Below are 10,652 nucleotides of genomic sequence, written 5' to 3' on the forward strand. Positions count from 1 at the left end.
TCAGGCCTTCTTCTCGCGCGGCACCCGCCCCAGCAGGAAGAACTCGTCGTTGGGCTGCATGCCCGAAAAGCTCGCCATGCGGTTGGACAGGCCGAAGAAGGCGGTGATGGCGGCAATGTCCCAGATGTCCTCGTCCGAGAAGCCGTGGGCGTGCAGCGGCGGGAAGTCGGCCGCGTCGATCTCGTGCGAGCGTTCGCACACCTTCATGGCGAATTCGAGCATGGCCTTCTGGCGCATCGAGATGTCGGCCTTGCGCCAGTTCACCGCCACCTGGTCGGCCACCAGCGGCTTCTTCTCGTAGATGCGCAGCAGCGCGCCGTGCGCCACCACGCAGTACAGGCACTTGTTCACCGCACTGGTGGCCGTCACGATCATCTCGCGCTCGCCCTTGGTGAGCGAGCCGTCCTCCTTGAGCATGAGCGCGTCGTGGTAGGCGAAGAAGGCGCGCCATTCGGCGGGGCGGCGCGCCAGGGCGAGGAAGACATTGGGCACGAAGCCGGCCTTTTCCTGCACCTCGAGGATCTTCTCGCGGATGTCCTCGGGCAGGTTGGCCAGTTCGGGCAGGGGATAGCGGGTGTCGGTGGCAGGTGTCATTCCGGGGTCTCCTTGTTGCTGTCGTCGGGTAGCGGCGCGGCGGGCGTTGCCGGCAGCGCTGCGTGGTCGTCGCTTTGGTCCTTGAGCGCCACGCCGCTGAAGCCGCGCGCGAGCGACTCGCGGATGAGCCAGGCCAGCCGGGCGGCGGCTGCCGCGGGCGCGAGGCCCTCGGCGCGCACATTGGAAATGCAGTTGCGCTGCGCGTCGGTGCGCCCGCGCCGCGGCTCGAAGGTCAGGTAGATGCCCAGGCTGTCGGGCGAACTCAGGCCGGGGCGCTCGCCGATCAGCATCACCGACAGCCTGGCGCCCAGTCGTTCTCCGATGTCGTCGGCCAGCGCCACGCGCGCCTGGCTGGCCAGGGCCAGGGGCCCCAGCCGCAGTGCGTGGGGCAGCAATGGCTTGAGCGCGGCGAGCAGCGGCGCCGCATGCCGTTCGATGGCCAGGGCCGAGAGCCCGTCGCCCACCACGATGCAGACATCGCAGCCGCCCGGAACCGCCTGCAACTGCTTCGCGTCCTCTTCATCGAGCAGGCGGCCCAGGTCGGGGCGGCGCAGGTAGGTGGCGCGATCGGGTGCGCGGCTCTTCACGCGAAACGGCTGCCAGCCTTGCGCTTTCAGGGCGCTTTCGAGCACGTCGAGATCGGGGCGCGCATGGATGGCGTCGCGCGCGCTCGCGTGCGCCCAGCCGAAGCGCAGCAGCTCGGCGGTGGGCGCCGCATCGCCCACGCGGCCCAGGCCGATGCGCGCGGGCGTGGTGCGGCGCCAGGGTTCCCATGCATCAAGGGCGGGGCTTGCCGGCTTGTCGTTCATGGCTTGAGCGCGGCGAGCGTGTTCATGCCGGCCAGGCGCGGCGTCGCGTCCGCATCGAGCAACTGCCCGGCGGCGTTGGTGATCTGCATGCGGGCGAGCCAGTCCTCGAATTCGGGCGCGCGCTTCAGGCCCAGCGTGCGGCGCAGGAAGAGCGCGTCGTGGAAGGAGGTGCTCTGGTAGTTCAGCATGACGTCGTCGGCGCCGGGCACGCCCATCAGGAAGTTCAGGCCGGCGCTGCCCAGCAGCACCAGCAGGTTGTCCATGTCGTCCTGGTCGGCCTCGGCATGGTTGGTGTAGCAGATGTCGCAGCCCATCGGCAGGCCCAGCAGCTTGCCGCAGAAGTGGTCTTCCAGGCCGGCGCGGATGATCTGCTTGCCGTCGAACAGGTACTCCGGCCCGATGAAGCCCACCACCGTGTTCACCAGCAAGGGCTGGTAGCGACGCGCCAGGCCGTAGGCGCGCGCCTCGCAGGTCTGCTGGTCCAAGCCGTGGTGGGCGTTGGCCGACAGCGCGCTGCCCTGGCCGGTTTCGAAGTACATGAGGTTGCGGCCCACCGTGCCGCGCGCGAGCGACTGCGCCGCGTCGTGCGCCTCGTCCAGCAACTCGGGCGTGATGCCGAAGGCGTGGTTGGCGCCTTCGGTGCCGCCGATGGACTGGAACACCAGGTCCACCGGGGCGCCTTGCTCGATGAGGTGCAGCGTGTTGGTCACATGCGTGAGCACGCAGGACTGCGTGGGAATCCCGAAGCGCTCGATGACCTCGCCCAGCATGTGCGTGAGCCGCACCAGCGCCTGCAGGCTGTCGCTGACCGGGTTCACGCCGATCACCGCGTCGCCCGCGCCCATGAGCAGGCCGTCCAGCGTCGATGCCGCGATGCCGCGCAGGTCGTCCGTCGGGTGGTTGGGCTGCAGCCGCACCGCGATGCGTCCCGGCAGGCCCAGCGTGTTGCGAAAGCGGCTGACCACGCGGCATTTGCGCGCCACCGCGATCAGGTCCTGGTTGCGCATGAGCTTGGACACGGCCGCCGCCATCTCGGGCGTGATGCCGGGCGCGAGCGCGGCCAGCACCTCGGTGGTGGCCGCGTCCGACAGCAGCCAGTCCCGAAAGCCGCCCACCGTCAGCGACGCCACGGGGGCGAAGGCCGCGGCATCGTGCGTGTCGATGATCAGCCGCGTGATGTTGTCCTCTTCATAGGGCACCAGCGCCTCGGTCAGGAACCGGGCCAGCGGCACGTCGGCCAGCGCATAGCGCGCGGCCATGCGCTGCTGGGCGCTGCCGGCGGCCACGCCGGCCAGTTCGTCGCCCGAGCGGGGCGGGCTGGCCATGGCCATGACCTGGCGCAGGTCGTCGAACTCGAAGCCTTGGGAAGCGACGCGGGCGTAATAGCGCATCGGTCAATAATGACCTGCTTTCCCACCAACACCAAAGGACCTTTTGTGAGATCCCTACTGATTGCCGCTGTCATTGCCGGTGCACTGATGCCCGCCGCCTGGGCGCAGGGCTCGGCCCCCGTCACTTCCAAGAGCGGCCTGGTCTACCAGTCGCTCAAGGACGGCACCGGCGCGCAGCCCACCGCGGACGACACCGTGCGCGTGCACTACCGCGGCACCCTGACCAACGGCAAGGAGTTCGACAGCTCCTACCAGCGCGGCGAGCCGGCCGAGTTCCCTCTCAAGCGCGTGATCCCCTGCTGGACAGAGGGCGTGGCCATGATGAAGGTGGGCGGCAAGGCCAAGCTGACCTGCCCGCCGGGCATCGCCTATGGCAAGTCGGGCGCCGCCGGCGTGATTCCGCCGGACGCGACGCTCAATTTCGAAGTGGAACTGCTGGCCATCAAGGGCCGCTGATCCTTCGGTTCAGAGCCCCTGCAGGCTGACCTTGACCGGCAGCGGCTCGATGGCGGCCCGCAGCGCGTCGCGCACGCTGCCGGCGCGGGACTGCAGGGCCGCATCGTCGACCAGCACGGCAATGCCCTGCGCTTCGCTGGCGCTCACGCGCGGCGCCAGTTCGGCAGGCAACGCCAGGCGCGCGGCGACCTGGTTCACCAGTTGCTGCACCACCGCCTGCGCCGCCAGCAGGCGCAGCTCGGGCTTGTAGACCTTGCCGATGTTGGTCATGGGGATCTTGTCCATGATCACCACCGACTTGGGCCGCGCGGGGGCCTCGTCCACGCCGCGGGCGGCAAAGTCCATCAGCTCGGACTCGGTGGCGGCGGCGCCGGGCAGCAGGCTCACGTAGGCCACCGGCAGTTCGCCCGCATACGCATCGGGCGCACCCACCGCGGCGCAGATCTGCACGGCGGGATGCGCCGAGAGCGCATCCTCGATGGTCTTGGGGTCGATGTTGTGGCCGCTGCGGATGATCAGGTCCTTGGCGCGGCCGCTCAGGTTCAGGCGCTCGTCGGCGTCGATGAAGCCCAGGTCGCCGGTGGCCAGCCAGCCGTCCTCGGTGATGGCGCCCTCGTTGTCCTTCTCGTTGAGGTAGCCCGAGAACAGGTTGGGCGACTTGAACATCACCATGCCCGGTTCGCCCTGCGGCATCTCGCGCTGCGTGGGCTTGCCGCCCGCATCGATGGCCACGATGCGAAGCTGCGAATAGGGCAGCCGAAAGCCCACGCAGCCCGCCGGCCCGTTCACGCCGGGTGGCGTCACGGACGAGATGCCCGCCATCTCCGTCATGCCCAGGCTCTCGTGCACATGCAGGCCGAACAGGCGCTCGAAGCGCGCCGCGAGCTCGGGCGACAGCACGGCCGCGCCGGTGCGGCAGTACTTCACCGACGAGATGTCGGCGCCGTCCAGCGGCACCGTGGCCAGGGCCGCGAGCACGGTCGGCACGGCCGACGCGGAGGTGGCGCGGTAGGCCTGCACCAGCCGCCAGTAGTTGGCCAGCACCTCGCGGTTGCGCATCAGCGCGGGCGTGGGAATGACCATTTCCGCCCCCGCCGACAGCAGCGTGAGCGAGGCCGGCAGCACGCCGGCCACGTGGAAGAGCGGGTAGCCGTTGATGCTGATGTCGTTCGGGCCCATGCCCTGCAGCTGCACGCAGGCCCAGGCGGTGAACACCTGCGCGCCGTGGCTGTGGCGCGCGAGCTTGGGTGCGCCGGTGGTGCCGCCGGTGTGGAAGTAGGCGGCGATGTCGGCGGGCCCGATGCGGCGGCCGCTCACCAGGCGGTCGTCCGGCTCGCGGCTGCGCTCTTCGTTGAAATCCAGCACGCCGGGCGGCAGGTCGGCGCTTGCCTGCGGCTCGTCGTGCGGCGCCACGCGCAGCACGTGCGTGAGCGTCGGCACCTCGCCGCGGATGCGCATGGCCTTGGACCACATGTCCGACTCGGCATCCGAGCCGTAGGCGATGAGCACCTTGGCGCCGGCGGTGCGCATCAGCGACACCAGCTTTTCGTCGGTGAGCAGCGGATTGAGCGGCTGCACGATCGCCGCCGCCTCGCCGCCCCACAGCGCCAGGTGGTATTCGAGGCAGCCGGGCAGCAGCACCGCCACCGCGTCGGTGGGCTGCACGCCCAGGCGATGCAGCAGGTTGGCGGTCTGGTGGATGCCCGCGAGCAGCTGCGCATAGCTCCAGCGGATGGGCGCGTCCTCGGGCTTGCCGCTGCGCAGGAAGCTCAGCGCCGTCTTGTCGCCGAAGGCATGGGCCGAGTTGCGGAAGATCTCGTAGGTGCTGGCGACCGGAAGGGCGCGTTCCAGCGGCACGCTTTCCAGGCGGCGTACATCCTCGATGCTGCGGATCGGGAATGATGCGGAGAACGGCTTGGAGATGGCGGGCTGATGGGCGTTGTCAGTCATGGCAGACCTAGTCGAGCGTGGCGCCGGTGTCCTTCACCACACGTTGCCACACGGGGAGCTCGCGTGCATAGAGGGCGGCGAACTGTTCGGGCCCGTAGGCGGTGGGTTCGGAGCCCAGCAGGGCGAGCATGCGCGCGCGCACCTCGGGCTGCTCGCAGGCCTTGCGGACTTCGTCGGCCAGCTTGTCGACCACCGCCTTGGGTGTGCCGGCCGGTGCGGCCATGGCGGCCCAGCCGGTGATGCGGAAGATGTCGTCCTTCCAGCCCTGTTCGGCCAGCGTGGGCGAGGCGGGCAGGGCGCCGCTGCGCTTCTCGCCGGTGACGCCCACGATGCGCAGCTTGCCGGCTTCGGCGAAGGTCTTGGCCTGCAGCGTGCTGGCAAAAGCCATCTGGATCTGCCCGCCCACCAGGTCCTGCAGCATGGGCGCCTCGCCCTTGTACGCCACGTGGGTCATGTCGGCGTCGAACTTCTTGCTCATCTCGGCCAGCGACAGGTGGCCGGCCGAGCCCACGCCCCAGGAGCCGTACGACAGCTTGCCCTTGTTGGCGCGGATGTATTTCGCCAGCTCTTCCGCATTGGCCGCGGGCAGGCTCGGATGCACCAGCAGCGCGATCGGCGCGTTGACCACGTGGCTCACCAGCGCCAGGTCCTTCTGCGGCTGGTAGGGCAGCTTCTTGTAGAGGAACTGGTTGATCAGCAGCGAGGTGCTCAGCGAGAACACCAGCGTGTGGCCGTCGGCCGGCGCCTTGGCCACGAAGTCGGTGCCCAGGATGCCGGAGGCGCCCGGCTTGTTGTCCACCAGCACCGGCTGGCCCAGCTGCTGGCGCAGCCTGTCGGCGATCAGGCGCGCCGCGCCGTCGGTGGCGCCGCCGGCGGGGAAGGGCACCACCAGCTGGATCGGCTTGGACGGAAAGCCCGCCGCGCCGCCTTGAGCATGTGCGGGGCGCGCGCCCAGCAGGCCGATGGCGGGGGTGGCGATGGCCAGGCCGATGAGGTCGCGGCGGCGGATGGTGGAAGCAGATGGCACCTGAGTCTCCTGTGCGTGGTTGTTGTGCGTGACAGCAAATCGAATGTCGGAAATCGCTGGGGCCTGCGTCTGGCCGCCAGCTTCGGATTCTTGAGTGGCGCAGCGTTCTTGACAATCAGAAAGCCGATTGACAGACTGTCAAAAAAATTTTGACACCCTGCTGAGAAACCGAGAATGGACCCCGGCGCGCTCGCCCTCCTGGTGGACATCATCGATGCCGGCAACCTCAGCGAAGCCGCCCGCCGCCTGAAGATGACGCGGGCCAACGTGAGCTACCACCTGAGCCAGCTGGAACGCTCGGTCGGGCTGCAGCTGGTGCGGCGCACCACGCGGCGGCTGGAGCCGACCGATGCCGGCCTGCGCCTGTACCAGCACGGCCTGGGCATCCAGAACGAGCTGCAGGCCGCGCGCGAGTCGATCACCGCGCTGGGCCAGAGCCTGCAGGGCCGCGTGCGCCTGAACGTGCCCAGCGGCTTTGGCCAGACGGTCATGGCGCCGTGGCTCATCGAGTTCAAGCTGAAGTACCCGGGCATCGTGCTGGACGTGATGTTCGAAAACCGCGTGGAGGACCTGCTCAGCGACGAGGTGGACATCGCCATCCGGATCATGTCCGAGCCGCCTCCGATGCTGGTGGCGCGCGAGTTGGGCCCGGTGCGCTACGTGGCCTGCGCCTCGCGCGGCCATGCGCAGGCCCACGGCCTGCCGGCGCAGGTGGACGATCTTCGCGGCGTGCCGCTCGTCACCTCGAACGTGGTGGGGCGGCAGCTGCGCCTCTCGGCCTACCGCGGCGACGAGCGCCACGTGCTCACGCTGGAGCCCACGCTCGTCTCGGAAAACTTCGGCTTCTTGCGCCAGGCGGTGCTGGCCGGCATCGGCGTGGGCATCCTGCCCGACTACGTGGTGGAAGAGGACGTGCGCCGCGGCCATGTGCTCACCGCGCTGGACGACTGGCGCCTGCGCATCTTCGGCGACCGCATGTTCATGCTCTACATGCCCAACCGGCACCACACGCGGGCCACCGCCACCTTCATCGAGTACGTGCTGGAGCGTGCGCGCGCGGTGCGTGCGACGGAAGCCGGCGCGGAATCCGGCTAGCCCGCGATCAGCTTCTGCACCAGCTCCGCCGTGGTGGCCGCGGCGTACTTGCGCATGAGCCTTGCGCGGTGGATCTCGACCGTGCGGTGGCTGATGGCCAGCGCCTTGCCGATCTCCTTGCTGGTGAGGCCGCGCATCACCTGCGCCGCCACCTCGCGCTCGCGCGGCGTGAGCTGGTCCTTCTTGCCGGTGGCGGTGCGGCGCGCGCCCAGGTCCTCGAAGGTCCAGATGCCGGCCTCGTGCGGCGCGGCGCGGTTGAGCGCCCGGCCGGTGACGTGGCACCAGAACGATTCGCCCGCATGGGGGCCGGCCACGCGCTTCATCATGCGGTTGTCGGCATAGTGGCCGCTGGCGTTGAGGATGGGCTCCATGCGCTTGCCGATGCGCTCGAACTCGGCCACGCTCGGGTAGAGCACGCTGAACGACTGGCCCACCAGCGCCTGCGCCGGCGCGCCGAACATCTCGCACACTTCCTCATTGCATGCGACGATGGTGCGGTTGCGCGAGACCACCATTCCCACGGGAGCATGTTGGAAGGCCAGCCTGTAATCGATCTCGTGCAGCATCGGGTCTCACCATTACGAATTACTACGTATGTGAATACGTAGTATCGTTCAATCTTCCCAAGATTCCCTCACCCACATAGAGGAGCAGCGCGTGAACAAGCTTTACCCCTCCGCCGACGCGGCGCTCAAGGGCGTGGTGGCCGACGGCCAGACGCTCGCCGTCGGCGGCTTCGGCCTTTGCGGCATCCCCGAGTCGCTCATCGAGGCGCTCAAGGACAGCGGCGTCAAGAACCTGACCTGCATCTCCAACAACGCCGGCGTCGACGGCTTCGGCCTGGGCAAGCTGCTCGAGACGCGCCAGATCAAGAAGATGATCGCCAGCTACGTGGGCGAGAACAAGGAGTTCGAGCGCCAGTATCTGGCCGGCGAACTCGAGCTCGAGTTCACGCCGCAGGGCACGCTGGCCGAGAAGCTGCGCGCCGGCGGCGCGGGCATTCCGGCCTTCTTCACCAAGACTGGCGTGGGCACGCAGGTGGCCGAGGGCAAGGAGCTGCGCGAGTTCGACGGCGAAACCTACGTCATGGAACGCTCGCTGGTGCCCGACGTGGCGCTGGTCAAGGCCGACGTGGCCGACCGCTCGGGCAACCTGCGCTTTCGCCTGACGGCGCGCAATTTCAACCCGGCCGCCGCCATGGCCGGCAAGGTGTGCATCGTGGAAGTGGAAAAGCTGGTCGAAGTGGGCGAGCTGGCCCCTGACGACATCCACCTGCCGGGCATCTACGTGCATCGCATCGTGGTCAACAGCCAACCCGAGAAGCGCATCGAGAAGCGCACCGTGCGCGCCGCCGAGCCGGTGGATGCATCCGCCAAGGTCGAGGCGCAAGCCGCCATCGCACAGGCCGCAGCAGGCAGCGAAGTGCCTTCCACCATCAAGAACCAGAAGGGAAACTGACATGGCCTGGACCCAAGACCAGATGGCCGCGCGCGCGGCGCAAGAGCTGGAAGACGGCTTCTACGTCAACCTCGGCATCGGCATTCCCACGCTGGTGGCCAACTTCGTGCCTGCCGACAAGGAAGTCTGGCTGCAGAGCGAGAACGGCATGCTGGGCATCGGCCCCTTCCCCACGGAAGACGAGGTGGATGCCGACCTGATCAACGCCGGCAAGCAGACCGTGACCACGCTGCCGGGCAGCGCCATCTTCGGCAGCCACGAAAGCTTCGCCATGATCCGCGGCGGCAAGATCAACCTCTCGATCCTCGGCGCCATGCAGGTGAGCGAGAAGGGCGACCTGGCCAACTGGATGATCCCGGGCAAGATGGTCAAGGGCATGGGCGGCGCCATGGACCTGGTGGCCGGCGTGCCGCGCGTGATCGTGCTGATGGAGCACGTGGCCCGCAAGAAGGACGGCAGCACCGACATGAAGATCCTGCCCGAGTGCACCCTGCCGCTCACCGGCCAGCGCGTGGTGGACCGCATCATCACCGACCTGGCCGTGATGGACGTGACGCCCCAGGGCCTGAAGGTGGTGGAACTGGCCGAAGGCGTCAGCTTCGACGAACTGCAGGGCAAGACCGGCGTCCAGCTGATCAAGTGATTGGCCCCAGGCTGCGCCGCTGGATGCATGCATGCGTGCAGCGTGGCCCGGCCGGCCGCTTCGTCAGAAGCTGACCTTGGTCGAGAACTGGAAGCGGTAGTCGTCCGCCGTCATGCCCAGCTTGTTCTCCAGCCGGCCCCAGATGAATTCGCCGCCGACCATCACGTTGCCGGCCAGCTGGTAGAGCAGGTTCAGCGACGAATAGCTGCCCTTGTGGAAGGCGGTGAACAGCTGCCCGTCGGTGTTGTTCTGCCGGTGCTCGCTGTAGCCGATGGAACTGCTCCACTTGTCGTTCCACGCGTGGCCGTAATAGACCAGCCAGCCCAATGACGTGACGGCCTGCGCCTGCAGCGCCGCATCGGGCGCCAGGTCCACGCCGCCGTCGTTCATGTAGCTGGCAATGCCCTTGCCGCTGGCCACCTGCCAGCTGAGCTTGTCGCGGCCCAGCAGCTTGAAGGCGCCGCTCAGGTTCAGGCCGTAGCCGGCGCGCGAACCCGAGGGCTCGCCGTTGGCCGAAGCGGTGTTCTGGTAGCCCACCTGGCGCGCGATGGCCGCGGCCTTCACATGGCCCCAGTCGCGGTCGACGCGCACCGCGCCCACCAGGTCGGGCAGCTTGTTCCAGCCCGAGATGCCCGAGCCCAGGGCCGGGTCGACGCGGCTGATCTTGCCGGTGTCGATGGCCGAGTTGGGCGACTCCAGCGACACCGAGACGCTCATGCCGTCCTTGTTCCAGGGCGTGACGCGCAGCTGCGGGTTGCGCACGAACACCATGCCGCTCGGTCCCCAGTAGTCGATGGTGTTGGGAAACACATCGATGTCCATGAAGTTCGAGTAGCCCTGGCCCACGCCGAACATGCCCAGTTCGGCCCAGGCATTGAGCCAGTGGACCTGCGTGCCGCCGTTGGTGCCGAACAGGTCGAAGCTCAGGTCGGTGCGGACCTCGCCCAGGCCGGTCGGGATGAAGGACTTGAACCCCAGGCTGGACTGGCGCACGCTGAACACGGTGGCGCCGTCGCGCCCGCAGCCCGGCGAGCCGGGGCAGAGGATGGGAATCTGCGACGGGCGCATGGTGGCGTTCCAGTCCGGATTCATCTGCTTGCCGTCCTGGATCGCGTCGAGCATGACGTGGCCGTAGAACTCCACGCGGGCCTTCTCGGGCTCCTTGGCGCCTTCCTGCGCCACCGAACCGACGGCGACCACCGGCGCGCCGGCGGGCGCCGGCACCGGCG

General features: G+C 68.7%; 11 protein-coding genes. 4 read left to right on the forward strand and 7 right to left on the reverse strand.

Annotated features, from left to right (window positions below):
* From VSO01S_RS17480 to VSO01S_RS17490, 3 genes are read right to left on the reverse strand one after another with little or no spacing between them, the layout of a single operon-like run.
* Entirely contained in the window at positions 1-594 is a 594-nt protein-coding gene (locus tag VSO01S_RS17480) for a peroxidase-related enzyme (RefSeq protein ID WP_068644086.1), read from the reverse strand.
* Positions 591-1,403 carry an ethanolamine ammonia-lyase subunit EutC gene (gene eutC, locus VSO01S_RS17485; RefSeq protein WP_068644087.1) on the reverse strand — a complete coding sequence of 271 codons (813 nt, stop codon included), beginning with the start codon at positions 1,401-1,403 and terminating at the stop codon, positions 591-593. Before eutC ends, VSO01S_RS17480 begins: the two co-directional genes overlap by 4 nt.
* Positions 1,400-2,794 carry an ethanolamine ammonia-lyase subunit EutB gene (locus tag VSO01S_RS17490; RefSeq protein ID WP_068644088.1) on the reverse strand — a complete coding sequence of 465 codons (1,395 nt, stop codon included), beginning with the start codon at positions 2,792-2,794 and terminating at the stop codon, positions 1,400-1,402. Before VSO01S_RS17490 ends, eutC begins: the two co-directional genes overlap by 4 nt.
* A gap of 87 nt (positions 2,795-2,881) precedes the next feature.
* Here VSO01S_RS17490 and VSO01S_RS17495 point away from each other — a divergent pair, with 87 nt between their 5' ends.
* Positions 2,882-3,250: an FKBP-type peptidyl-prolyl cis-trans isomerase gene (locus VSO01S_RS17495; protein WP_245684241.1), complete on the forward strand. Its 369-nt coding sequence runs from the start codon at positions 2,882-2,884 to the stop codon at positions 3,248-3,250.
* A gap of 9 nt (positions 3,251-3,259) precedes the next feature.
* Here VSO01S_RS17495 and VSO01S_RS17500 read toward each other — a convergent pair whose 3' ends face one another.
* Positions 3,260-5,200 carry an acyl-CoA synthetase gene (locus VSO01S_RS17500; RefSeq protein ID WP_068644089.1) on the reverse strand — a complete coding sequence of 647 codons (1,941 nt, stop codon included), beginning with the start codon at positions 5,198-5,200 and terminating at the stop codon, positions 3,260-3,262.
* 7 nt (positions 5,201-5,207) lie between these two features.
* Positions 5,208-6,227, reverse strand: coding sequence for a Bug family tripartite tricarboxylate transporter substrate binding protein (locus VSO01S_RS17505; protein ID WP_068644090.1), 1,020 nt, complete (start codon positions 6,225-6,227; stop codon positions 5,208-5,210).
* A gap of 174 nt (positions 6,228-6,401) precedes the next feature.
* On the opposite strand from VSO01S_RS17505, the gene VSO01S_RS17510 reads away from it, so the two are divergent.
* On the forward strand, positions 6,402-7,322 hold the full coding sequence (locus tag VSO01S_RS17510) for a LysR family transcriptional regulator (protein WP_068644091.1): 921 nt from the start codon (positions 6,402-6,404) through the stop codon (positions 7,320-7,322).
* Here the strand turns inward: VSO01S_RS17510 and VSO01S_RS17515 are convergent.
* Positions 7,319-7,885 (reverse strand): LuxR C-terminal-related transcriptional regulator, encoded by a 567-nt coding sequence (locus tag VSO01S_RS17515; protein ID WP_068644099.1) that lies wholly within the window; start codon positions 7,883-7,885, stop codon positions 7,319-7,321. The two genes, VSO01S_RS17510 and VSO01S_RS17515, sit on opposite strands and share 4 nt — an antisense overlap.
* 94 nt (positions 7,886-7,979) lie before the next feature.
* Here VSO01S_RS17515 and VSO01S_RS17520 point away from each other — a divergent pair, with 94 nt between their 5' ends.
* Positions 7,980-8,780 carry a CoA transferase subunit A gene (locus tag VSO01S_RS17520; protein ID WP_068644092.1) on the forward strand — a complete coding sequence of 267 codons (801 nt, stop codon included), beginning with the start codon at positions 7,980-7,982 and terminating at the stop codon, positions 8,778-8,780.
* Between the two features lies 1 nt (position 8,781).
* A complete protein-coding gene (locus VSO01S_RS17525; RefSeq protein WP_068644093.1) occupies positions 8,782-9,423 on the forward strand; it encodes a 3-oxoacid CoA-transferase subunit B in 642 nt (213 codons plus the stop codon).
* Between the two features lie 63 nt (positions 9,424-9,486).
* Here the strand turns inward: VSO01S_RS17525 and VSO01S_RS17530 are convergent.
* Positions 9,487-10,652 (reverse strand): DcaP family trimeric outer membrane transporter (locus VSO01S_RS17530; protein WP_153305298.1); only part of this gene is annotated, 1,166 nt, incomplete at its 5' end.

This window comes from Variovorax soli NBRC 106424 (assembly GCF_001591385.1).
GTDB lineage: Bacteria > Pseudomonadota > Gammaproteobacteria > Burkholderiales > Burkholderiaceae_C > Variovorax > Variovorax soli.

What these genes read in the sequence shown, in the direction of transcription:
- VSO01S_RS17480 (WP_068644086.1), bottom strand. Translation starts at nt 594, where the DNA reads ATGACACCTGCCACCGACACCCGCTATCCCCTGCCCGAACTGGCCAAC.
- eutC (WP_068644087.1), bottom strand. Translation starts at nt 1,403, where the DNA reads ATGAACGACAAGCCGGCAAGCCCCGCCCTTGATGCATGGGAACCCTGG.
- VSO01S_RS17490 (WP_068644088.1), bottom strand. Translation starts at nt 2,794, where the DNA reads ATGCGCTATTACGCCCGCGTCGCTTCCCAAGGCTTCGAGTTCGACGAC.
- VSO01S_RS17495 (WP_245684241.1), top strand. Translation starts at nt 2,882, where the DNA reads ATGCCCGCCGCCTGGGCGCAGGGCTCGGCCCCCGTCACTTCCAAGAGC.
- VSO01S_RS17500 (WP_068644089.1), bottom strand. Translation starts at nt 5,200, where the DNA reads ATGACTGACAACGCCCATCAGCCCGCCATCTCCAAGCCGTTCTCCGCA.
- VSO01S_RS17510 (WP_068644091.1), top strand. Translation starts at nt 6,402, where the DNA reads ATGGACCCCGGCGCGCTCGCCCTCCTGGTGGACATCATCGATGCCGGC.
- VSO01S_RS17525 (WP_068644093.1), top strand. Translation starts at nt 8,782, where the DNA reads ATGGCCTGGACCCAAGACCAGATGGCCGCGCGCGCGGCGCAAGAGCTG.